This window comes from Nonomuraea sp. NPDC049158 (assembly GCF_040648335.1).
Taxonomy (GTDB): Bacteria; Actinomycetota; Actinomycetes; order Streptosporangiales; family Streptosporangiaceae; genus Nonomuraea.
In genome coordinates this window covers 149,302-172,024 of the sequence record NZ_JBEZDM010000023.1, presented here as the reverse complement: position 1 = coordinate 172,024, position 22,723 = coordinate 149,302, and the positions used below count along the sequence as shown (strand labels likewise).

Genomic DNA, 22,723 nt, shown 5'->3' with positions numbered 1-22,723 from the left:
CGGCGGACCGTCACGACGCTCGCGCTGCCCGGGACCGCTGCCGCCACCGTCGCGGTTGGCACCGGGACGCGGCGGCCGGGACTGGCCCATGCCGCTGGCGTTGGACGAGAACGGGTTGTTACCCGGACGCGGGCCGCGCGGACCCGGCTTGGGACCGGGACCCGGACGAGGACCGCCACCGGAAGGGGCGCGGTCGGACGGGCCACGATCGGACGGACCACGGTCGGAACGCGGAGCCGCCGGGCCGCCGCCACCGGAGGGCGCGCCGGAACGAGCCGCGGGGCCGGGCTTGGGACCCGGACGGGCGGCGGGACCGGGACGCGGACCCGGAGCGGGGGCGCCCGGAGCGGGCGCGGGACGGGTGCCGCTGTCGAAACGCGCCTGCGGAGCGCCGGAGGTGTCGGCACGCTCGGGCTCAGGCTGCGGCTGGTGCGGCATCGGCACCGGCGGGCGCGGCTGACCGCCGCCCGCGGGACCTGCCGGACCCGGACGCGGACCAGGCCTGGGGGCCGGACCCGGACGCGGAGCTGATGTTGGGGACGGCGCCTCCGCGGCGCCGTTACCGGCCAGGCTGTCCGCCGGCCGGGGAGCAGCCCTTGGCGGCTGCGGCTTGGACGACGAACCGCCGCCCCTCGAGGACCCACCCTTGGATGCGCCCAATGCTTCGGTGAGCCTGCGGACCACCGGCGCCTCGATGGTGGAGGACGCCGAACGGACGAACTCCCCCATCTCCTGGAGCTTGGCCATGACGACCTTGCTCTCTACGCCGAACTCCTTAGCGAGCTCGTATACCCGGACCTTCGCCACTGCACTCCCTTACTCGGCCCGGGAGGCTGGCTGTGCCGTCCGGACCGTCGCTACCTTGACATCTTCATCGCCGCGTGCTCATCAGGCGCTCATAGCAATCTGACTCCGCCCATCAACTCGGCGTCCTACATGACATTTCTTGGTTCTCCTTCTCCAGGTGCACCCGCACGCGCGAGACGTCAAGCGGACCCGGCACGCGGAACGCGCGCGGAAACGCTCGGCGACGCTCGGCAAGCTCCAGACACTTCTCGGACGGATGCAGTGACGCACCTCGACCAGGAAGCCGTCCTCGCAGGTCAGGGATCACGTGATCCTCGACCCGCACCAAGCGGAGCAGGTCGGACTTAGCCGTACGGACCCTGCAGCCCACACAGGTGCGCTGTGGAGCCGCGTGGCCACCATATTCCAGCTTACCGTGTTGACGCATCTACGGAACCGGCAGCATCCTCGGCCTGGGTGTCAGGCCGGATGTCAATCCGCCATCCAGTGAGCCTGGCGGCAAGCCGGGCGTTCTGCCCCTCTTTGCCGATAGCCAGGGATAGCTGGTAGTCGGGCACGGTCACCCGCGCGACCCGGCCTTCGAGATCGAGGACCTCAACGTGAGAAACGCGGGCGGGCGACAGCGCATTCCCCACGAACTCGCCGGGGTCCTCGGACCAGTCGATGATGTCGATCTTCTCGCCGTGCAGCTCGGTCATCACGTTACGCACGCGCGAGCCCATCGGGCCGATGCACGCGCCCTTGGCGTTGACGCCCTGCCTGCGCGACCTGACCGCGATCTTCGTGCGGTGACCGGCCTCCCGGGCCACGGCGGCGATCTCCACCGTGCCGTCGGCGATCTCCGGCACCTCCAGCGCGAAGAGCTTCTTGACCAGGCCGGGATGGGTACGCGACAGCGTGACCGAGGGGCCCTTGTGGCCCTTCTTCACCTGCACCACGTAGGCGCGGATGCGCTCGCCGTGCACGTAGTCCTCGCCGGGCACCTGCTCGTTGTGCGGCAGGACGGCCTCGATCTTGCCGAGGTCGACCAGCACCACGCGCGGGTCCTTGCCCTGCTGGATCACGCCGGAGACCAGCTCGCCCTCGCGGCTGGCGAACTCGCCGAAGTTGATCTCGTCTTCGGCGTCGCGCAGCTGCTGCAGGATGACCTGCTTGGCGGTGGTCGCCGCGATTCTGCTGAAGTTGCCCGGCGTATCGTCGAACTCCCTGACGATCTCGCCCTCGTCGTCGATCTCGGCGGCGAAGATGGTCACGTGCCCGCTCGTCCTGTCGAGCTCCGCGCGGGCTTTGGGCGCGGCACCCTCGGTGCGGAAGTAGGCGATCAGCAGCGCGTCTTCGATCGCCTTGACGACCAGGTCGAAGGAGATGTCCTTCTCCCGCTCCAGGCTGCGCAGGACGCTCATGTCGATGTCCACGAGGCTTTCCCCTTAGCCTTCGTCGCCGTCGACGTCTTCGTCGTCGAACCGGCGGAACTCCACCTGCACCCGTCCACGGGCCAGGTCCTGATAGTCGAATCGGCGCCCGGCGCCGTCGACGTCGAGCTCGACGCCGCTCTCGTCGGCGGAGCGTACGCGGCCCTCCACCACGGAACCATCTCTCATCTCGGCCTTCACCAGCCGCTTGGCCGCACGCCGCCAGTGACGCGGCTCGGTCAGCGGGCGGTCGACGCCCGGCGAGGAGACCTCCAGCGTGTAGGCCGACTGGCCCATCGCGTTGGCGTCGTCGAGCGCCGCGGAGACGACCTGGCTGACGTCGGCCACGTCGTCGAGGCTCACGCCGCCGTCGCGGTCGACGATCACACGCAGCAGCCGGCGCTTGCCGGCCTGGGTGACCGTGACGTCCTCCAGATCGAGGCCCTCCGCGCCGACGACGGGCTCAAGGAGCTTCATCAGGTGGTCGCGGGGTGATGCGCTGCCCATATCGACCTCCCTATTGTCATGTCTCAGCCGGGCGGACCTCGCCTCTGGCTCTCAAGTCGCCTGGCCGCTCAGCCAGCTACGACAGTTGACACCCTATCTGTACGAGGGCACGAAGAGAGCGCCACTCGGCACGTGCGAATGGCGAGCGTCGCCTGACACGGGGAGCGAGCGCAAGACCGTACGATGCTATCTGCGTTCCGTTTACAGGAGGTCCCTGCCCGTGCGCCCGCGTTCCCTCTCACGGCGAGCCGTGCTGGCGGGCGGAGCGGCCGCCGCGGCCCTGTCGGGATGCGGCGCCTCCGACACCCCCCAGCCGTCGCCCACCCCGTCGGATGATCCTGAGCGGGCACTGCTGCGACAGCTGATCGCCGACAAGGAACACACGATCGCCCTCTACTCCGTGCTGATCGCGGGCGGCGCCACCAAGCTGACCCCGTTCCGTGACCGCCACCAAGCTCACCTCGACGCGCTGCGCAAACGCCTGCCCGGTGGCCCGACGACGCCCTCGGCCTCGGCGACCGCTCCCGCGCCCAAGACGTCGCTGTCGCGGCTGCGTGAGGCCGAGCGCCGGTCGGCGGCGCTGCGCGTCCGCCAGCTCGCCGGCGTCTCGCCGCAACTGGCCCAGCTCATCGCCGCCATCGGCGCCTGCGAGGCCGCCCACGTCCTGGCCCTGCCGAGGTCGACGTGACACCGGCCGATGTGGAGAAGCTGCGCAAGGCGCTGTCCGCCGAGCACGCCGCCGTCTTCGCGTACGGGCTGATCGGCGCGCGCACCACGGGCTCGCTGCGGACGCGGGTCACGAACGCGTTCGACGCCCATCGCGCCAAACGCGACCAGTTGCGCACCGCCATCACCACCCGGGGCGGCACGCCGTCCGAGCCCGAGGGGGGCTACGCCCTGCCGATCGTGCCGTCCACCTCGGCGCAGGCGATCCAGCTCGCGGTCCACGTGGAGGCCGGCATCACGGCCGCCTATCTGGAGCTGGTGGCGTCGGACGACGCGTCGCTGCGCCGGTACGCCGCGCTGGCCATGCAGGAGTCGGTGGCCCGCTCCTACTCCTTCCGTCCCGCGATCACCACGGCCTTCCCCGGCATGTCGGGGCCCACCGGCTGAGAGCGGCCCACCGTCCACACAACCGTCTCAGTCCCTGTGACGGTCTGTTGTGGCTGGGGTCCTTGGGGAAATACCCCCTCCGGGGAGCGGAAGAAAACCGTCCGTCGTGGCAGAGGTCCCGAGAGGGACACTCCCTCCGGAGAGCGGAGGGAGCCGGTCCGTCGTGGCTGAGGTCCCAAGGGAGGGACACCCCTCCGGGCGAGCGGAAGAAGACGGTCCCTCGTGGCTGAGGTCCGCAGAGAGGCCGCCTCCGGGGAGCGGGAGTAATCGGATGCGAGGCGCCTACCGGTAGAGCACCGTCAGTAGATCGGTGCCCAGGCGTTCGATCGCCTCGGCGTCGAGTTGGTAGTAGACCACCGAGCCGCGCCGGTGCACGTGCACCAATGCGGCCTCCCTCAGGTGGCGTAGGTGTCTGGAGACCTGGGGGGCGGTCATGCCCAGTTGGTTGGCGAGTTCCGAGGTGGCCACCGGGTTGCGGAGGATGGCGTAGCAGAGCTTGAGGCGGGTCGGGTGCTGGAGGACGGCCAGACGCTGCCGGGCGGTCTCCAGTGACACCCCGGCTGAGGTGCCCACGCCGTACTGGATGACCACCGGGTAGCCCGGGTAGTGCTTGACCACGAAGTGCGGGCGGCCGTACAGGCTGGGGACGAGCAGGCAGGGGCGGTCGGCGCCGATGCGGGCCGTGGCGTTGTAGAGCTTGTCCAGGACGATTTTGCGCCCGCCCTCCACGGCCGTGGCGGTGGGGAAGTCGGCCAGCGCCATGGGGCCGTGCACCGCGATCGCCCGTTCGCGTACCGCGGCCTCGGCGGCCAGGGCCGTCCGCAGGCCCGGCCAGTCCGCCTCGAAGGCCGCGGCGGCGAAGTCCGCCAGGAAGCCGGTCAGCTCGCGCCTGAAGCCCCAGGGATCGTTCTGCACGCGGGTGCCCAGCTCCACCCGGCTGGAGGAGATCAGCCTGAGGCGCTGGAGCACGTCGCCGCCGATGCCGGCGCTGTTCTTGCCGATGAGCGCCTGGAGGGTCATGGCGGTGAAGTCGCCGATCGGCAGCGCCTCGATCTCGGCCAGCTCGTCCTCGAGCGTCCTGGACCGGCCGGCGGACAGCGGCAGCAGGTAGCGGGCCCGGAAGGCGCTCCACAGAGGCGCCCACGCCGTCGCCCTGGCCAGCAGGTCCTCGTCGGCCTCCGTGTGGACCCTGGCCACCCAGCGGGCCGCCGCGGGGTGGTGTCCGGGCTCGTCGAGCGCGTGCAGGCAGGCGCAGAGCTCGGCCAGCGGGGAGACGCCCATGGTGATCGAGGCCGGGTCGGAGGAGGACAGGAGGAGCGTGACGGGCACGTTGCACATTACCGCGTTGGCGGCAATCTCCTTGTCCGAAACTGGATATATGTCCAGGCTGTGGCGCCATGGCCAAGGCACCAACACACGATGACAGCGGAGTGAAGCACCCCCGGGAGTACTACTTCACCGGGTCCACCACCATCTTCGCCTCGCGATACGACCAGCGCTTCTCCTACTGCCTCTACGTGCCGACGGCCCACACGCCCGACGGCCCGCCGGTTCCGATGGCCGTCATGCAGCACGGGACGGGACGGCGCGGGCCGCAGTACCGCGACAACCTCGCCGAATGGGGTGAGCGGCAGGGCTGCCTGGTCCTGGCGCCGCTGTTCCCCGCGGGCATCGAGGACGCGGACGACCTGCACGGCTTCAAGTTCATCAACTACCGCGGCATCCGCTTCGACCACGTGCTGCTGGCGATGGTCGAGGAGGTCGGCGAGCGCTTCAACGTCGACACCGAGCGGTTCCTCCTGCACGGCTTCTCCGGCGGCGGCCAGTTCGCCCATCGGTTCGCCTACCTGCATCCGGACCGGCTGGCCGGAGTGTCAATTGGTGCACCAGGGCGGATATCGTACATCGACTGGGACAGTCCGTGGTGGATCGGACTCAAGGGGTTCGAGGAGGAGTTCGGCCAGCCGCCCAGGATCGAGGAGCTCGGGGCGGTGCCGGTACAGATGGTCGTGGGTGCCGATGACGTCGAGACCTGGGAGATCAACAACCAGGGCGACGCCAACTGGATGGACGGCGCCGACGCCCACGGGACCACCCGTGTCGAGCGGCTGGCGGCGCTGCGTGACAACTTCGCCGCGCACGGCATCAACGTCAGGTTCGACGTCGTGCCCGGCGTGGCGCACCAGCCGATGAGCGTGCTGGAGCCGGTCAAGGACTTCTTCACCTCGATTCTCACCCCCCGGGAGACCTCATGAAGATCATTGTTGCCGCCGCCGCCCTGACGGTTCTGGCCACCGGTTGCGCGGTCGGCGAGAGCGCCGAGGCGGGCGCCGAGTACCCGAGCAAGCCTCTGACGATCATGGCGCCGGGCAGCCCCGGCGGCGGCTGGGACACCCGTGCCCGCGGCATCGCCGGCGCGCTCAGCCAGTGCAAGATCACCACCGCGAAGGCCACGGTCGTCAACGTCCCCGGCGCGGGCGGCACGATCGGGCTGGCCCAGTTCGCCAAGAGCAAGGGCGACCCCTACCAGCTCATGGTCATGGACAGCGCGACCATGCTCGGCGGCATCGTCAACAACCACTCGCCCGTGGACCTGACCACGCTCACCCCGATCGCCGGGCTGAGCAGGGGCCCGAGCGCGATCGTGGTGCCGAAGAACGCGCCGTACGCGGACCTGAAGTCCCTGCTGGCCGCGATGAAGAAGGACCCGCACGGCGTCAAGTGGACCGGCGGCTCGCTCGGCGGCCCCGGGCAGATGACGGTGGCGGGACTGGCCAAGGGCCAGGGCATCGACGCCAAGCAGGTCAACTACGTGCCCACGGCGGGCGGCGGCGAGTCGATGAACCTGCTGCTCAGCGGGGCCGCCACCGCGGGCATCGACACCGTCGCCGAGCTTCGCGCGCAGCTCCAGGCCGGAGAGCTCAAGGCGCTCGCGGTGGACGGCGACAAGCGGATCGAGGGCATCGACGCCCCGACGCTGAAGGAGCTGGGGCTGTCGGACCAGGCCATCTCCACGATGGCCGGCGTGCTCGCCCCGGCGGGGCTGTCGGCCGAGCAGCAGCAGGCCGTCGTCAAGATGATCGACAAGATGCGGCAGACGTCGTGCTGGCAGCAGGTGCTCAAGCAGAACAACTGGGTCGACGCCTGGACCCCGGGCGACTCGTTCAAGCAGGTGCTCACCGAGCAGCGCGGGCAGATCACCACGATCCTCGGCGAGCTGGGACTCGGCAAGTGAGCACCCGGCTCGTCTCCGCGGGGTTCCTGGCCGTGGCGCTGGTCGTGCTGGCGCAGGCGTTCATGATCCCCGACGGGGGCGGTTACCAGGCCGTCGGGCCCCGGGCCTTCCCGCTCCTGGTCGGCATCGGCATGGCGGTGGTGGCCGTGATCGGGGTGGTGCAGGCGTTCCGCGCTCCGGTGACCCGCGAGGGCGGCGAGGACAAGGGCGTGCACTGGCGTCCCGTGCTGCTCCTCATCGGCGCTCTCGCTCTGTACGCGGTCCTGCTCGCGCCCGTGGGCTACTGGCAGGCCACCACGCTGTTCTTCGTCGCGGTCGCCCGCGTGCTCGGCAGCCGCAAGCTGGTGCGCGACCTGGTCGTGGGCCTGCTGCTGGCGCTGGCCACGTATCTGCTGTTCGACCGGGTGCTGGGCATCACGCTGCCTCCGGGCCTGATCAGATTGGCGATCTGAGATGAGCGTACTGGGCCACCTGCTCGACGGCTTCGCGCACGCGCTCACCCTGCAGAACCTGCTGCTCGGTCTGCTCGGCGTCACCGTCGGCACGCTCGTCGGCGTGCTGCCGGGCCTCGGCCCGGCCACGACGATCGCGCTGCTGCTGCCCCTGACGATGGTGTTCGATCCGGTGGGCGCGTTCGTGATGTTCGCCGGGATCTACTACGGCGGCATGTACGGCGGCAGCACCACCGCGATCCTGCTCAACATCCCCGGCGAGACGGCGTCGATCCCCACCACGCTCGAGGGCTACCCGATGGCGCGCAAGGGCCGGGCCGGGGCCGCGCTGGCCACGGCGGCCATCGGCTCGTTCGTGGCGGGCACGATCTCCACCGTCGTGATCACGTTCCTGGCGCCCGGGATGTCGGCCATCGCCAAGTCGATCCAGCCCGCCGAGTACTTCTCGATCATGGTGCTCGCCTTCGTCACCGTCACCTCGCTCATGGGCGACTCGATCGTGCGCGGCCTGTCCAGCCTCTTCCTCGGGCTGGCGATCGGCATGGTGGGCATCGACCAGATGACCGGCCAGCCGCGCCTGGCCTTCGGCGTACCCGACCTGTACGAGGGGCTGCCGGTGGTGGCGCTGGCCGTCGGCCTGTTCGCCGTGGCCGAGGCGGTCGCCACCGCGGCCCAGCGCAACCGGCAGGAGCAGCCGCCGGTGAAGGTGACCGGGCGCATCGGCATGACCCGCGACGACTGGCGCCGGTCCTGGCGGCCGTGGCTGCGGGGCACCGCGTTCGGCCTGCCGATCGGCTCGCTGCCCGCGGGCGGCGCCGAGCTGCCCACCTTCCTCAGCTACAACGTCGAGAAGCGGCTGGCCAAGGACCCCGAGGAGTTCGGCCACGGCGCCATCGAGGGCGTGGCGGGGCCCGAGGCGGCCAACAACGCGGCCTTCTCCGGTGTGCTGGTGCCGCTGCTCACGCTCGGCATCCCCACCTCGGCCACGGCCAGCATGCTGCTGATCGCCTTCCAGATCTACAACGTGCAGCCGGGACCGCAGCTCTTCGACCAGCAACCGGTGCTCGTGTGGACGCTGATCGCCAGCCTCTACATCGGCAACGTGATGCTGCTGGTGCTGAACCTGCCGCTGATCCGGCTGTGGGTGAAGCTGCTGAGCGTGCCGGCCGCGCTGCTGACGGCGGCGATCCTGACGTTCGCGACGCTGGGCGTCTACGCCACCTCGCAGAGCGTGTTCGAGATCCTGGTGGCGTACGGGTTCGGGCTGGTGGGGTTCGTCCTGCGGCGGGCCGGTTATCCGGTGGCGCCGCTGATCCTCGGGGCGGTGCTCGGGCCGCTGATGGAGGTGCAGTTCAGGCGGGCCCTGGCCTTCAGCGAGGGGGACCCGGCGGTGTTCTTCACCCGGCCCGTGTCGCTGGCCATCCTGGTGATCGCCGCCGTCTGCCTGATCGGGCCCGTGGTGCTCCGCCGCCGCGGCAAGATCTCCATACCCGCGGCGATGGACTGACAACCCCTGGCAAAGCCGCACGGCTCCCCCTTGAGCGAAGGGGGAGCCGTGTTTCGCGTTACGAGCAGGCGGCCAGCACGCGGTCTGCGGCCGTCTCGAGCGGGATCTCCTCCTTGACGCCGGTGACCCGGTCGCGGAGCTCGACCACACCCTGGGCCAGCCCGCGGCCCACGACCACGATCGTGGGCAGGCCGAGCAGCTCGGCGTCCTTGAACTTGACGCCGGGCGAGACCCCGGCCCGGTCGTCGACGAGGACGCGCAGCCCGCGGGACTCCAGCTCGGCGGCCAGCTGGAGGGCCGCCTCGATCTGGTTGTCCTTGCCCGTGCCCACGATGTGCACGTCGGCGGGCGCGATCTCGCGCGGCCACACCAGCCCGAGCTCGTCGTGGGCCTGCTCGGCGATGACCGCCACGGCGCGCGAGACGCCGATGCCGTAGGAGCCCATCGTGATGCGGATCGGCTTGCCGTCGGGGCCCAGGGCGTCGAGCCCGGCCGCGTCGGCGTATTTGCGGCCGAGCTGGAAGATGTGCCCGATCTCGATGCCGCGGTCGATGGACAGCGGCGAGCCGCAGCGGGGGCACGGGTCTCCGGCGCGCACCTCGGCGGCCTCGATCGTGCCGTCGGGGACGAAGTCACGGCCCGCGACCACGTGGGCGGCGTGCTTGCCGCGCTCGTTGGCGCCGGTCACCCAGGAGGTGCCGGTGACCACGCGGGGGTCGACGAGGTAGCGGATGCCGAGATCGCGCAGGACCTGCGGGCCGATGTAGCCACGGATCAGGCCGGGGTGCTTGGCGAAGTCCTCGGCCTCGAAGATGGCGGGCTCGCCGGGGGCCAGCGCGGCCTCCAGGCGCTTGAAGTCGACCTCGCGGTCGCCGGGCACGCCGACGATCAGCGTCTCGACCTTGTCGGAGCCGGGCGTGGTGACCTTGACGACGACGTTCTTCAGGGTCTCGGCGGCGGTGATCGACAGGCCGTGGTGCTCGTTGACGTAGGACACCAGCGACTCGATGGTCGGGGTGTCGGGGGTGTCGAGGACGCGCTGCGGCTCCAGCCCGTCGAGGGCGCGGGCCGGGGGCGCGGTCGTGGTGACGGCCTCGGCGTTGGCCGCGTAGCCGCAGGAGCGGCAGGCCACGAAGGTGTCCTCGCCGGTGGGCGTGGGCGCCAGGAACTCCTCGGAGGCCGAGCCGCCCATCGCGCCCGACGTGGCGAACACGATCTTGTAATCGATGCCGAGCCGGTCGAACGTCCGGATGTAGGTCTCGCGGTGCTGCTCGTAGGAGTGCTTGAGCCCTTCGTCGTCGAGGTCGAAGGAGTAGGCGTCCTTCATCAGGAACTCGCGACCGCGCAGGATGCCCGCGCGGGGCCTGGCCTCGTCGCGGTACTTCGTCTGAATCTGGTAGAGCGTGACCGGATAGTCCTTGTACGAGGAATATTCGCCCTTGACCATGTCGGCGAAGAGCTCCTCGTGCGTGGGACCGAGCAGGTAGTCGACGCCCTTGCGGTCCTTGAGCCGGAAGAGCGTGTCACCGTATTCGGTCCAGCGGCCGGTGGCCTCGTAGTATTCGCGCGGCAGCAGAGCGGGGAACAGCACCTCCTGGCCGCCCATCCGGTTCATCTCCTCGCGGACGACCTTGGCGACGTTTTCCAGCACCATCTTGCCGAGGGGCAGCCACGAGTAGATGCCGGGCGCCACCCGCCGGACATAACCGGCGCGGACCAGGAGCTTGTGGCTCGGCACTTCCGCGTCTGCCGGGTCGTCCCGCAGGGTGCGAAGAAACAACGACGACATGCGCAGCGACACGACTACTCCTTGTTCGGCCTGGATGTGAGGACTACAGGCTATCGACTCGGAGCGACCCGCCGCGCGGCCTTATCCCGTGACAGGGACCCAGGCGCCCAGCGAACCGGCCACTCCGACCATGAACAGGCCGACCAGGACCGCCGCCAGCGCCAGCGCGCGCACCCGGCCCGCCACACCGCGGCGCAGCGCGAGCACCAGCACGACGGACAGGGCGCCGACCACGGGCGCGGGACCGGGCCAGAAGGCGGGGTCGCTGTGGATGAAGCCGGGCGTCGCGCGGTCGACCACGTCGGCGAGCAGCAGGGCGCCGATGAGACCCGCGGCCAGGTCGCCCCAGCCATCCGGCCTCCTCGTCACGTAGGCGAGCAGGCCCAGCCCGACCAGCAGGCAGAGTGTCCAGTTCAGCCCGGCCGCGGAGCCGCCGACACCCACGCCGCCGATGTCGGGCTCACCGCGCAGCATGGTGCCGCCCAGGGTCACCACGATCATGGACAGTGAGGCCAGGAACGTCGTGAGCAACGCCCATCCGAAGCCCGCCGCGCTCGCCCCGACGAGCAGGGCCAGGCCCAGATACATGTAGGGGTCGTAAAGCTGGCCGAGCCATTGAGGGCCGCGGCCGTCGGCGAGTATGCCCACGAGCCCGACGACCAGCCCGCCGAGGAAGGCCCCCAGCACATGGCGCTCGATGCAGCGCTGTCCACGGTCGTACGCGGCGAACTCCGCGTAGTCGATCGTGCTCTCTTTTACGGCCATTGCCTGGTCAACCCTCCCTTCGAAGCTTGTCGCAATACCACAACCAGATTATGTGGCCGTCCAGAAAAGGCAAATTTCGGCCAACCAAATGTAACGAAGCAATCGCTTGGTTACACTGTCCGGGTGACCGTCACAGACGAGCTGCGCTCCGTCGTCCGCGCCTATCTCGCCGACCGCCCCGCCGCGCCCTGGGCGGCGTTCGCCCGCGACCTGGGCACCGCGGGGCTCGCCGTCCCCGAGGAGTACGGCGGAGCGGGCTGCGGCCCGGCCGAGACCGCGGTCGTCGCGGGAGAGCTGGGCAGGACCCTGTCCCCCTACCCCTTCCTGCAGAGCGCCGTCCTGGCCGTCGAGGCGCTCAAGGCGGGCGGCGACGAGGCGGCGATGGCCCGGCTGCTGCCCGCGCTGGCCGACGGCTCGGTGACGGCGACCGTCGTCCTGCCGGGCGACGGCGACCTGACCCTCCGGAACGGCCTGCTCACGGGCGTCGTCCCGTACGCGCTGGAGGGCGACGTGGTGCTGGCCTACGCGGACGGATTCCTGGTCGAGGCGGTGCCGACGCGGCGCGTGGCGTACACGACCATGGACGAGAGCCGGCCGCTGGCCGAACTGACCTTCGACCAGGCTCCGGCGCACCCGGCGGGCGACGGCGCGGCGTGGAGCCGGGTGCGCGACCTCGGCATCGCGGCGCTGGCGGCCGAGCAGGTGGGCGGGGCCGAGCGCTGCCTGGAGATGGCCACGGAGCACGCCAAGCTGCGTCACCAGTTCGGCAGGCCGATCGGCTCCTTCCAGGCCATCAAGCACAAGCTGGCCGACCTGCTGCTGCTCGTGGAGTCGGCCAGGTCGGCGGCGCTGGCGGCGGCCGGGTCAGAGGCCCTCGCGGCGATCGCCGGATCCTACTGCACCGAGGCGTATCTCACGGCGGCGGGCGAGAACATCCAGGTCCACGGCGGGATCGGCGTGACCTGGGAGCATCCGGCCCACCGCTACCTCAAGCGGGCCACCTCCGACGCCCAGCTCTTCGGGCCGCCGCAGGCGCACCGCGAGCGGCTGGTCCCGCACGTCTTCCAGGCCAAGCTAGCCGCCCAATAGCGTTTCCCAGGGGCGCGGGGCGTTCGTGGCGCGGGTGGTGTCGAGCGCCTCGGCCAGCCGCCAGAAGCCCGGCTTGTCGCGTACGCGCTCGCGGCCCAGCGGATCGATGGCCCGCAGCTCGAAGCGGACGCCCATCACGTCGAGCACCGCCGACCGGCTGTCGCCCGGCCCGGCGGGCGTGCCGAGCTCGTCCTCGTAGGCGGGAGCGCGCACCTGCTCGGCCAGCAGCGCCGCCACCTCGGATGCGTACGGGCCGTCGCGCCACTCGATGTGCCAGCTGTGGTCGGCGCCCCGCCACCAGGTCAGATCCCGGCAGGACTCGATGAACTCGGCCTCGGTCGCGAGGGCGGCCATCACCCGGCCGAACGCTTCGTAACCGCGCCCGCTCGTGAGTGAGAAGTCATCGGCCCCCATATCGGGAAGCGTGCCATCTTTCGGCCGCCTTAGCGCGTGCTTTCGCCTCACGTGCATCACTCTGATCGCGAACGCGCCCTTCCCGCAAGTCTTTGGTGCTGATAGTCTCTACCAAGCGAGCGCTTGGTTCACTACTTTCGCCGGAGGCGCGATGACGTCCCTACGGATCAGCCTGGGCTACGAGCTGGAGGTGCGCGGGCGCTCCCGCGAGGTCGAGCAACAGGCGTTCCAGAACGTGATCGACCAGGTCGTGCTCGGTGACAAGCTCGGCTTCGACACCGCCTGGTTCGTCGAGCACCACTTCACGCGGGGGTTCTCCCATTCCTCCGCGCCCGATCTCGTGCTGGCCGCCATCTCCCAGCGGACCGAGCGCATCCATCTCGGGCTGGGCGTGGTGCTGCTGCCGTTCCAGTCACCGATCCGCACGGCGGAGCGTGTCGCCACGCTCGACGTGCTGAGCGGCGGCCGGGTGGAGTTCGGCACCGGGCGGGGGGCCTCGCCCCTGGAGTACCAGGCCTTCCAGCGGCCCTTCGAGAAGTCCCGGCAGATCTGGGAGGACTCGCTGGAGGCGACGCTGGCCATCTGGCGGGCCGACGGGGAGCCGGTCAGCCGCTCGAACGAGTTCTTCGAGATCCCGGACGTGGCGGTCTACCCGCGTCCCGTGCAACAGCCGCATCCGCCGGTCTGGGTGGCCTCGACGTCGCTGGAGGGCTATCTGGCGGCGGCCGACCACGGCTACAACCTGCTCGGCATGACCATGGTCAAGGGCATCGACGACGTGGCCGACGACATCGCCCAATATCGCGAGCGCCTGGCCGCCGCCGGGTTCGACCCCGCCTCCCGCCGGGTCGCGCTGATGATCCCCTGGTTCGTCGCGCCCACCCGCGACCAGGCCAACGAGGCGGCCGCCGACGCCGTCCTCTGGTACATCCGCCGGCAGGTCAACCTCGTCACCCCGCCGGACTACTACGACGCCCGGCACGCCACCCATCGCGTCCTCGGCCAGCTCGCGGCCGGGATGCCGCCCGAGGAGGCGATGGCGACGCTGCGGGAGCACCTGATGGTCGTGGTGGACGACGTGGCGGGCTCGCGCAAGGCCCTGGCCAGGATCGCCGAGGCCGGGGCGACGGATCTGATCATCCAGGCGCAGGTGGGCGGGCTGGCGCACGAACGGGTCTGCGAGGCGATGAAGCTGTTCATGACCGAGGTGACCAAGTGACCAGCCCGGACACCGGCCCCGACCCCGTGACCGGCCGGGACGCGTCGGCGGAGGCCGCCGGTGCGCGGTGGCTGACGCGGGACGATCTCTGTGCGGGCGCGCGGTCCGCGACGGGGCTGCTGCAGGTCGCCCCGGACGCCTCCAGCGCCTTCCCGCTGGGGCCCGGCGACCGCGCGGCGGCGGAGGAGCTGACCGGAGCGGCGCTGCGGGCGGCCGGCGTAGGCGACCGCGACCGGGTCGTGGTGGCGCTGGCCGAACCGGCGGGCCCGCTCTGGGCCGCCGCCGCGGCGCATGTGGCGTCGGCGGCCGCCTCGGTGGGCCCGCGAGGCCGCATGCGGTTGATCCACACGCTGTCCACCCTGGGAGCCACCACGCTGGTCGCCACCCCCACGGGCGCGATGGACCTGCTGGCCAGGCTGCACCTGGAGTTCCTGCTGGACCCGCTTGACCTGGGACTTCGGCACATCATCCTGACCGGGGAAATCGCCTCGAAGCGGACGCTCAGCCACCTGGCGGGCGAGTTCGACGCCCACGTGACCGAGGTGTACGCCGACCCGTACAGCGGCGGCGCCCTGGCCTGGCGGGCGGCGGAGGGCGACCCGCTCACCCCGCTGGCCGACGGCCTGCTGCACCTGGCCTCGCTGACCAAAGACGTGCTGCGGCCGTCGGAGCCGTCAGGGGTGGCCGAGTTGGTGATCACGCCCCACGGCCACTCGGCGCTCGGCGACGCCGTCCTGCGTACGGGCCAGGTGGTACGCACCGACTCCCCCGCGGCCGACCCCGAACTGCCCGCTCCCGTCCACACGGTCGGCGAGCACGTGCTGGTGCGGGGCGTGTGGCTGTCGCTGCCGCGCGTCGAGAAGGCCCTGGCCAAGATCGACGGCGTGACCAGGTGGGAGCTGGCGATCAGCAGGCAGGGCACGCTCGACGCGGCGGTGCTCACCGTCACGTTCGGGCGGGAGAGCCTCGTGCGCAACCCGATGTGGCGCAACCGGATCCAGCAGGCGATCCAGGGGCTCACCCCGATCGCGCTCGGTGTGGAGATCGCGCCGGAGATCGCCGAGGCGCCGAGCCCCGGCGTGCTGACCGACCTGCGCGGCCACCATCTGGGCCGCGACCGGGCGCTGATCGTGTAGCCGCCCGTCCAGGGTCCGTACGAGAGCCGAGGTCTGTACGGCAGCCGGGCGCTCGGCCTGTGGAGCAGGAGGCGCGAACCGATGGGACCGATGCCGGACTGGGGAACGCTCCCCCGCATGCTCCGTGACCAGGCGGACCGCCACCCCGACGCGGTGGTGATCGTCGACGGCGACACGCGCGTCACCATGGCCGAGCTCCGCGCCGGAGCGGCCCGCGTGGCCCACGAGCTGATCGGGCTCGGCGTCCGGCCGGGCGACCGGGTGGCCCTGTGGGGCGTGAACGACCCGTACTGGGTGAGGCACGCCTTCGGCATCTGGGACGCCGGAGCGGTGATCGTGCCGCTCTCCTCGCGTGCCAAGGGCCTGGAGGCGGCGGCGATGATCGAGAAGACCGGCGCCGAGGCGCTGATCACGGGCGAGGGCCCGCCCGGTGTGGTCCTCGCCGATCTCCTGCCGCCGGGCGCCGCCCCCCGCCACCTTCTGGGCCCCGGGCGAAGTCTCCGCATGGAGTCGCCGGGCGTCGAGGAGCGGGCGCTGGCCGTACGACCCGGCGATCTGTGCGAGATCATGTCCACCTCCGGCACCACCGGCACCCCCAAGGGCGTGATGCTGGACCACGCCCAGGTCCTGCGCGGCTACTGGGACTGGTCCGAGATCGTCACCCTGGACGAGCACGACCGTTACCCGGTGATCGCCCCGTTCAGCCACGGCTTCGGGCTCAACGCCGGGCTGATCGCCTGCGTGCTCCGCCGGGCGACCATGATGCCGATCAGGATCTTCACCCCCGACGCCCTGATGTCCCTGATCTCGGCCGGCCGGGTGAGCATCCTGGCGGGCCCGCCCACGCTGTTCCACCGGCTGCTCGACGAGCTGGACCGCGCCGACTGGGACGTCTCGTCGCTGCGCGTGGCCATCTGCGGCGCCGCCGCCGTGCCCGCCGCGCTGATCACCCGCCTGGTCGAACGGGTGGGGCTGGAGCGGATGATCAACGCGTACGGCCTGATGGAGGGCACGGTCGTCTCCATGACCAGGGCCGGCGACCCGATCGAGGTCATCGCCGCGACGACCGGCCGGGCGGTGCCGGGCATCGAGGTGCGGATCGTCGACGACGACGGCAAGGAGGTGGCCGCCGGGGAGCGCGGGGAGATCCTGCAGCGCGGGTACGGGGTCATGCGCGGCTACTGGGACGAACCCGGCAGGACCGCCGAGGTGGTCGATCGGGACGGCTGGCTGCACACGGGCGACATCGGCGTGCTCGACCCGGCGGGCAATCTGGCCATCGTGGACCGCAAGAAGGAGCTCTACATCGTCAACGGCTTCAACGTCTCGCCCGCCGAGGTGGAGTCGTTGCTGTTACGCGCGGGCTCGCTGGCGCAGGCGGCCGTGATCGGCGTGCCCGACCCGGTCTCCGGCGAGGCCGGCTGGGCGTACGTGGTGCCCAGACCCGGGATGACGGTCGATCCGGCCACGCTGCTCGCCTGGGCGAAGGACAACATGTCCAACTACAAGGTGCCGAAGCGGATCATCGTGGTCGAAGATCTGCCGGCCAACGCCAACGGCAAGATCGACAAGAGGGCCCTCCGCGCCCGCGCGTCCGCCTCCTGAAGGCGCTAGCTGTCCCCATTCGCGCAAGATGGGTTCATTCGTCCCGGCGATCGGGGATACATCGATCACAGTGCCGAGTTGTACTGGTGGGACGCATGCCCCGTGTAACAGAATCGCCCACATAGAGGAGGCAGCGTGACGTTGCGCGTGGCGGTCATCGGGTCGGGCCCAGCCGGTATCTACACGGCCGAGGCCCTGGTCAAACAGGCGCAGGAGGACGTCCAGGTGGACGTCGTCGAGCGGTTGCCCACGCCCTACGGGCTCGTCCGCTACGGCGTCGCGCCCGACCACACGTCGATCAAGTCGATCGCCAACTACCTGCGCCGGGTGCTCGAACTGCCCGAGGTCCGCTTCCTCGGCGGCCTCACGCTCGGCGAGCACCTGTCGGTCGAGGACCTGCTGGGCAGCTATGACGCGGTCGTCTACGCCACGGGCGCGATGGTCGACAGGAGGCTCGGCATCCCGGGCGAGGACCTGCCGGGCAGCGTGGCCGCCACCGACTTCGTCAACTGGTACTGCGGCCACCCCGACGTCTCCGCCTCCATGTTCACCCTCGACAGCCCCGAGATCGCGGTCATCGGCGTCGGGAACGTGGCCGTCGACGTGGTCCGCGTCCTGGCCAAGACCGCCGACGAGCTCAGCTCCACGGACGTACCGCACGACGTGCTCGAACGGCTCGCGGAGAGCCAGGTCAAGGCGATCCACATGATCGGCCGCCGGGGTCCTGAGCACGCCAAGTTCACGCTGAAGGAGCTGCGGGAGCTCGGCGAGCTGGCGAACGCCGACGTCTGCGTGCGCGAGGACGAGGCCGTGGTGCTGGGCGGCGACTTCCCCCGGCAGATCCGCGGCAACATCGACGTCCTGCGGTCGTGGGCGGGCCGCGACCCCGTCGGCCGCCCGCGCCGCCTCGATGTGCGCTTCTGGCTGCGCCCGGTGGAGATCCTCGGCACCGACCGAGTGGAGGGGCTCAGGCTCGAACGCACCCGGCTGTCCGAGGAGGGCCGGGTGGTGGGCACGGGCGAGTTCGAGACGATCCCGGTCGGCATGGTGCTGCGCTCGGTCGGCTACCAGAGCGTCCCGCTGCCGGGGGTGCCGTTCGACGAGCGGTCGATGACCGTGCCCAACCAGGCCGGCCGGATCCGCGAGCGCGAGTACGTGGCGGGCTGGCTCAAACGCGGCCCCACCGGCGTGATCGGCACCAACAAGTCGGACGCGGCGGAGACGGTCCGTACGCTCCTGTCCGACCTGGCCGGCCACGAACGGCTACGGTCGGCGCCCATCGACGCCCTGCTGGACGCAAGAGGCGTACGGCCGGTGACGTACGACGAGTGGCTGGCCATCGAGGCGGCGGAAGGCGCTCTGGCCAAGTCGCTGGGCCGCGGCGAACGGGTCAAGCTCGCCGGCCTGGAGGCCATGCTGCGGGCCTGCCGGCCCTGACGGCATGCGTGTCAGCGTGACGGATCAATTCCTGCCGGGGTTCGCCGAGGCCCACCGGCTCCAGCGGGCCCGCTACCCGGCCGCCGAGCCGGGCTGGCAGCCGGATTGGCAGCCCGTGCACACCGTCTACGTCCCGGCCGACCGGGTGTCGCCGAGCACGGTCGCGGGGTGGGGCGCGCAGGCGCTCGGCCTGGTCAAGGAGCATCTGAGTGGCCCGGCCGAACTGGCCGGCGTGTTCGGGCTGCCTGACGCGCCGGCGCGGGACGTACACCAAAGAGTGCTGCGCAAGCTCGCCCGCGAGCCGATCGAGGACCTGCGGATCGACTTCGAGGACGGGTACGGCGTACGGCCCGCCGACGAGGACGGCCACGTCGAGCAGGCCGTCGTGGCCGTGGCCGCGATGCGGGCGGCCGGAGCGCTGCCGCGCCGGTGGGGACTGCGGGTCAAGTCGTTCGCCGACGGGGATCCCGGGCGGTCGGTGCGGACGCTCGACGGGTTCGTCACCGGCATCGTCGAACGGGTGGGCGAGTTGCCCCCGGGGTTCGTGGTCACCTTCCCGAAGGTGGTGATGGAGTCGTACCTGGGACAGTTCTGCGGCTTCCTGGAGCGGCTCGAACGGGAGCTGGACGTCCGGCTGCGGTTCGAGATCCAGGTCGAGGCGCCGCAGACCGTGCTGTTCCTGCGCGGTGAGCTGGCCGAGTCGTTCGGGGGCCGGCTGGCGGCCGCGCACTTCGGGGTGTTCGACTACACGGCCGCTCTCGGGCTGCCACCGCACGAGCAGCGGCTCGACCATCCGGCCTGCGACCACGCCCGGCACGTGATGCGGACGGCGTTCGCGGGCACGGGGGTCGAGCTGTCCGACGGCTCGCTGGCCGCCTCTCCCGCCTCCGGGTCGGCCGAGGACGTCTACGCGCTATGGCGGCGGCACGCCGAGCTCGTCCGGCACTCGCTGGGACACGGCTTCTACCAGGGCTGGGACATGCACCCATCACACCTGGTGAGCCGGTTCGCCACGGTTTATGCCTTCCACCTGGCGCGCTACGACTCCTACCGCGACCGGGTGCGGGCCTGGGAGGAGCGGCGCGCGGCCGGGGGCGGCGTCATGGACGAGCCCGCCACGATCAAGACCCTCACCGCCGCGCTCCACCGCGCCGACGCGGCCCTCGCCCTCCCGGACTGAGGCCTCCCGGGGCGGCGGCCTTGGGGACGATCACGGGCCGCTCGGCCACCCCAGGTATCAGTCGCGGTCGACCAGGCTGCGCCACTGACGGACGCGGCGCTGGTCGACCGGCTGTGACCAGTTCTCCCGTACGGCCGAGCCCACGTGGAACGCGCGGATGCCGTAGTCCAGCAGCGACGGCACGTAGGCCGGTTTGAGCCCGCCACCCGCCAGGATGATCGAGCCGTCGCCCGCGTCGGCCCGGCTCTTGAGCATCGGCAGCCCGAACCGCACGCCGGCGGGCGAACCCGCCGTGAGCACCGTGGCCAGGTTGGGCAGCAACCGCACCGCCCGCCACGACGCCTGTACGTCCGCCGCGTGGTCGACGGCCCGGTGGAAGGTCCACGGCAGCGGCGACACCGCGTGGATCAGCGCCTCGGTGGCCGCCAGGTCCACCACGCCCGCGTCATCGAGGAAGCCGAACACGAATCCCGCGGCGCCCGCCTGAGCCAGCGCCTTGACGTCGAGACGGAGCCGGTCGAGCACCTCGGCGTCGGCGGTGAAGTTCGCCGCGCAGCGCAGCATCACCATCTGGGGCAGCGGGCACTCCGCGGCGATCGCGGCGACCGTCTCCGGAGCGGGAGTGAGCCCGTCGGCGCCCATGTCGGCGACGACCTCCAGACGGTCGGCTCCACCCTGCTCGGCGGCGACGGCGTCGCGCACGTTCAGCGCGATCACCTCAAGGAGGGATCCGGTCATGCTGGAGAGGTTATATGGTGCTGTGTCCCTTTGTGCCGGAAAGCACCAGGTGACCTGGGCGGGAACGCGGCTTCGGACCGTGCCCCACTGGGGAGCAGGGCACGGCCGTACCGGCCACGTCCGATCAGGGCGTCAGACGCCGATCAGCTCGGCGACCGTGAGGTCGCGGAAGGCCGTCGTGGCGGCCTCCTCCGCGGGCCGCTCGAAGAGGGCGCCCGAGGAGCGGTGCGGCAGATCGACCGTCCGCACGTGCCGGAAGCCGCGGCGCCGGTAGTACTCCTGCAGCCGCGGGTTGTTCTTGGCGCAGTCGAGCCGGAGCCTGCGCAGCCCGGAGGCGTACGCCGCGGAGCCCGCCCAGTCCAGCAGGGCGTCTCCGAGGCCGAAGCCCGCCCAGGGGCGGGCGACAGCGAGCTTGTGCACGTACATGGCCGAGCCCGGGTCGTCGGACCGGCGCCAGAACTCCGGGTCGGCGTGGTCGTCGAGAGCGATCGTGGCGACGGGCGGGGCCTCGTCATCCAGTTCGAGGTATCGGAGCTCGTCGTCCACGAGGTAGAGCACCCGCTCGGCGATGAGGGGCTCGATCCGCTCGGGCCCGAAGCCGCCGCGCGGCCACTGGCGCACGCCCTGGGAGTACAGCCATTCGGCCGTGTCGGCGAGCAGGGTCAGGACGCCCGGGAGATCGGAGGCGTCGGCCCGGCGGAGAGCGAGCGGATGGAGCAGTGTGTTCGAAAGCACGGTTCAGCCCTTCATTACATCGGGTGTCCATGCAGCCACAGAACGTAATGGTTGGAGCGCGCGCTGGGTCGCATGGGGGGTTTGAGGCGACATCTATCGAGAAATCGCGCATGAAGGGAGTGCGCAGGACTCCCTCTGCCCAGCGAGGCGGGAGGCTCGTCTTAGGCGGCCGGTGGGATCACCCCCAACCGAGCTCGCTCAGCGGCGATCGAGCTCGTATCTGATCAAGTGCTTGTCGGCGGGGAGCACCGACACCGCGACACGCACTGGCATGTCGCCGTTGTCGTAACCAACGCGGACGTAGACCACGACCGGTGTGCCGAGCTCCAACTGGAGACGCTCGACTTCTTCCTGGTTGGGCATCCGCGCCCAGATGTCATCCACCACCCGCACCTGCTCGTGACCGAGCTCTTCCAGGACCCGGTTCGCCCCCCGCGGAATGTCGCCCGGCCGGGCGATCTCCGTGCTGGCCACCAGGTCACGTGGAAAATATGAATCGTTGGTGTTGTACGGCTGCCCGTCGACGAACCGCAGACGCCGTCGGACGACGGCCAGTTCGCCTTCGGCCAGCTCGAGTCGGCTGGCGATCTCCTCGACCGGAGAGACGGTCAAGACCTCTATGTACTGGCTGGGAGCACGACCTTCCTCCGTCACGGCGAAGGCGAACGCCTCTCGCAGCTCGCCGGACGGTTGCGGCTCCAGCTCTCGCTGCGGGTAGATCAGCAGCGGCCGGCGGTCCCGGACGACCGTGCCACGCCGCGGGGTTCGCGTGACCAACCCTTCGTTGACCAGCTCCCCTAGGGCGAGTCGGACGGTGTTGCGGCTCACCCCATGGTCTTCCATGAGCTGCGCCTCGGTCGGCAGCTGCGCCCCGGGGCCGAGTACACCGGAGTAGATGGCTCTCCTCAGCTCCGAGGCCACCAGCTGGTACAGGACCGACCTTGCCACTTTCACCCCTTTTGTTCCAACAATTTAGACGATCTGGTTCTAACAGGCCACAACCCCTTGACCGATGGCCATTGACAGCCGCATCATCCAATCGTTGGTACAAATCCATCGAAAGGCCGGTGAGGGGGTGAGGGCCGGTGTTACCGGTCCACGCGGGTACGCCATACCTGCCCTGGCATGACCCTTGTGAAGCAACACGTTTACTGCGTTACGCGTTGCCTCGCCAGGGACTCAGCCACACCTATCAGAGCGACGGCAGTGGCATGTCCGTTTTATCCGTGTTGACCGAGGTAACTGTGTGGAGCAAAGACGGTTCCTTCATCTGGAATGAGGAGGGTGCCACCGTCTCACATCCCATCGATGACCCCCTCGGTGCGGCCCAACGCATCGCAGACCACTACCGACATCCGGAGTCCTCGCAAGAGGGTCGCTCCCCCATGAACTCCGTGTGCGAACAATCGACCTAGGACTCCATCCCTCGCCGGAGTCCTGGCGTCGCCGCACACGGGGCAGGAAGCGCGTCCTGGCGGGTCCCCCACGCCCGCCAGGGCGCGCGTTCCTCCTTTTTCTCATGATTTACGGCACTTCGCGCCTTTTACCACCATTTTTCGTGCCAAGTCATACCCGCGCCATAG

General features: G+C 70.6%; 23 protein-coding genes. 12 read left to right on the top strand and 11 right to left on the bottom strand.

Features of this window, described 5'->3' with window-relative positions:
- The 4 genes from AB0B61_RS38235 to rimP form a co-directional block, all read right to left on the bottom strand.
- On the bottom strand, window positions 1-807 hold an 807-nt coding region (locus AB0B61_RS38235; RefSeq protein WP_358442814.1), incomplete at its 3' end, for a translation initiation factor IF-2 N-terminal domain-containing protein.
- A 112-nt stretch (window positions 808-919) separates the two neighbouring features.
- Window positions 920-1,234 (bottom strand): YlxR family protein, encoded by a 315-nt coding sequence (locus AB0B61_RS38230; protein WP_225299407.1) that lies wholly within the window; start codon window positions 1,232-1,234, stop codon window positions 920-922.
- Complete coding sequence (gene nusA, locus AB0B61_RS38225) at window positions 1,218-2,222, bottom strand: transcription termination factor NusA (protein WP_357654416.1); 1,005 nt, start codon at window positions 2,220-2,222, stop codon at window positions 1,218-1,220. Before nusA ends, AB0B61_RS38230 begins: the two co-directional genes overlap by 17 nt.
- Before the next feature lie 12 nt (window positions 2,223-2,234).
- On the bottom strand, window positions 2,235-2,726 hold the full coding sequence (rimP, locus tag AB0B61_RS38220) for a ribosome maturation factor RimP (protein WP_357654418.1): 492 nt from the start codon (window positions 2,724-2,726) through the stop codon (window positions 2,235-2,237).
- A 220-nt stretch (window positions 2,727-2,946) separates the two neighbouring features.
- Here rimP and AB0B61_RS38215 point away from each other — a divergent pair, with 220 nt between their 5' ends.
- Window positions 2,947-3,414 (top strand): hypothetical protein, encoded by a 468-nt coding sequence (locus tag AB0B61_RS38215; protein WP_358442811.1) that lies wholly within the window; start codon window positions 2,947-2,949, stop codon window positions 3,412-3,414.
- Entirely contained in the window at window positions 3,411-3,839 is a 429-nt protein-coding gene (locus tag AB0B61_RS38210) for a ferritin-like domain-containing protein (protein WP_358442808.1), read from the top strand. Before AB0B61_RS38215 ends, AB0B61_RS38210 begins: the two co-directional genes overlap by 4 nt.
- Before the next feature lie 282 nt (window positions 3,840-4,121).
- Here the strand turns inward: AB0B61_RS38210 and AB0B61_RS38205 are convergent, their stop codons facing one another.
- Complete coding sequence (locus AB0B61_RS38205; protein WP_358442805.1) at window positions 4,122-5,168, bottom strand: DUF5937 family protein; 1,047 nt, start codon at window positions 5,166-5,168, stop codon at window positions 4,122-4,124.
- Between the two features lie 101 nt (window positions 5,169-5,269).
- Between AB0B61_RS38205 and AB0B61_RS38200 the strand changes: the two genes are divergently transcribed.
- From AB0B61_RS38200 to AB0B61_RS38185, 4 genes are read left to right on the top strand one after another with little or no spacing between them, the layout of a single operon-like run.
- On the top strand, window positions 5,270-6,094 hold the full coding sequence (locus tag AB0B61_RS38200) for a PHB depolymerase family esterase (protein ID WP_358442803.1): 825 nt from the start codon (window positions 5,270-5,272) through the stop codon (window positions 6,092-6,094).
- Complete coding sequence (locus AB0B61_RS38195) at window positions 6,091-7,074, top strand: tripartite tricarboxylate transporter substrate binding protein (protein ID WP_358442800.1); 984 nt, start codon at window positions 6,091-6,093, stop codon at window positions 7,072-7,074. The genes AB0B61_RS38200 and AB0B61_RS38195 overlap by 4 nt, the downstream gene beginning before the upstream one ends.
- Window positions 7,071-7,526 (top strand): tripartite tricarboxylate transporter TctB family protein, encoded by a 456-nt coding sequence (locus AB0B61_RS38190; RefSeq protein WP_358442798.1) that lies wholly within the window; start codon window positions 7,071-7,073, stop codon window positions 7,524-7,526. The genes AB0B61_RS38195 and AB0B61_RS38190 overlap by 4 nt, the downstream gene beginning before the upstream one ends.
- 1 nt (window position 7,527) lies before the next feature.
- The gene (locus AB0B61_RS38185; protein WP_358442795.1) at window positions 7,528-9,033 is read left to right on the top strand and encodes a tripartite tricarboxylate transporter permease; all 1,506 of its coding nucleotides are present in this window, start codon (window positions 7,528-7,530) and stop codon (window positions 9,031-9,033) included.
- A 58-nt stretch (window positions 9,034-9,091) separates the two neighbouring features.
- Here the strand turns inward: AB0B61_RS38185 and AB0B61_RS38180 are convergent, their stop codons facing one another.
- Together AB0B61_RS38180 and AB0B61_RS38175 are read right to left on the bottom strand one after the other, a co-directional pair.
- Complete coding sequence (locus AB0B61_RS38180; RefSeq protein ID WP_358442792.1) at window positions 9,092-10,834, bottom strand: proline--tRNA ligase; 1,743 nt, start codon at window positions 10,832-10,834, stop codon at window positions 9,092-9,094.
- 69 nt (window positions 10,835-10,903) lie between these two features.
- Window positions 10,904-11,587, bottom strand: a complete 684-nt coding sequence (locus AB0B61_RS38175; RefSeq protein ID WP_358442829.1) for a hypothetical protein — start codon at window positions 11,585-11,587, stop codon at window positions 10,904-10,906.
- Between AB0B61_RS38175 and AB0B61_RS38170 the strand changes: the two genes are divergently transcribed.
- Window positions 11,510-12,676, top strand: coding sequence for an acyl-CoA dehydrogenase family protein (locus tag AB0B61_RS38170; RefSeq protein WP_358442789.1), 1,167 nt, complete (start codon window positions 11,510-11,512; stop codon window positions 12,674-12,676). The two genes, AB0B61_RS38175 and AB0B61_RS38170, sit on opposite strands and share 78 nt — an antisense overlap.
- Here the strand turns inward: AB0B61_RS38170 and AB0B61_RS38165 are convergent.
- On the bottom strand, window positions 12,662-13,090 hold the full coding sequence (locus AB0B61_RS38165; RefSeq protein WP_358442786.1) for a hypothetical protein: 429 nt from the start codon (window positions 13,088-13,090) through the stop codon (window positions 12,662-12,664). The genes AB0B61_RS38170 and AB0B61_RS38165 overlap by 15 nt on opposite strands.
- Before the next feature lie 151 nt (window positions 13,091-13,241).
- Between AB0B61_RS38165 and AB0B61_RS38160 the strand changes: the two genes are divergently transcribed.
- The 5 genes from AB0B61_RS38160 to AB0B61_RS38140 all read left to right on the top strand — a co-directional run bounded on the left by AB0B61_RS38160 (window position 13,242) and on the right by AB0B61_RS38140 (window position 19,667).
- Window positions 13,242-14,309, top strand: coding sequence for an LLM class flavin-dependent oxidoreductase (locus tag AB0B61_RS38160; RefSeq protein WP_358442783.1), 1,068 nt, complete (start codon window positions 13,242-13,244; stop codon window positions 14,307-14,309).
- Window positions 14,306-15,445 carry a hypothetical protein gene (locus tag AB0B61_RS38155; protein ID WP_358442780.1) on the top strand — a complete coding sequence of 380 codons (1,140 nt, stop codon included), beginning with the start codon at window positions 14,306-14,308 and terminating at the stop codon, window positions 15,443-15,445. The genes AB0B61_RS38160 and AB0B61_RS38155 overlap by 4 nt, the downstream gene beginning before the upstream one ends.
- A gap of 117 nt (window positions 15,446-15,562) precedes the next feature.
- Window positions 15,563-17,050, top strand: a complete 1,488-nt coding sequence (locus tag AB0B61_RS38150; RefSeq protein WP_358442778.1) for an AMP-binding protein — start codon at window positions 15,563-15,565, stop codon at window positions 17,048-17,050.
- 135 nt (window positions 17,051-17,185) lie between these two features.
- Complete coding sequence (locus AB0B61_RS38145) at window positions 17,186-18,487, top strand: FAD-dependent oxidoreductase (RefSeq protein ID WP_358442775.1); 1,302 nt, start codon at window positions 17,186-17,188, stop codon at window positions 18,485-18,487.
- Window positions 18,488-18,503: 16 nt separating this feature from the next.
- Window positions 18,504-19,667, top strand: a complete 1,164-nt coding sequence (locus AB0B61_RS38140) for an aldolase (protein WP_358442772.1) — start codon at window positions 18,504-18,506, stop codon at window positions 19,665-19,667.
- Window positions 19,668-19,724: 57 nt separating this feature from the next.
- Here AB0B61_RS38140 and AB0B61_RS38135 read toward each other — a convergent pair whose 3' ends face one another.
- From AB0B61_RS38135 to AB0B61_RS38125, 3 genes are all read right to left on the bottom strand, one after another.
- The gene (locus AB0B61_RS38135; protein WP_358442769.1) at window positions 19,725-20,405 is read right to left on the bottom strand and encodes a copper homeostasis protein CutC; all 681 of its coding nucleotides are present in this window, start codon (window positions 20,403-20,405) and stop codon (window positions 19,725-19,727) included.
- 132 nt (window positions 20,406-20,537) lie between these two features.
- Window positions 20,538-21,140, bottom strand: a complete 603-nt coding sequence (locus AB0B61_RS38130; RefSeq protein WP_358442766.1) for a GNAT family N-acetyltransferase — start codon at window positions 21,138-21,140, stop codon at window positions 20,538-20,540.
- 198 nt (window positions 21,141-21,338) lie between these two features.
- A complete protein-coding gene (locus AB0B61_RS38125; RefSeq protein WP_358442764.1) occupies window positions 21,339-22,088 on the bottom strand; it encodes a GntR family transcriptional regulator in 750 nt (249 codons plus the stop codon).
- Window positions 22,089-22,723: the final 635 nt, after the last annotated feature.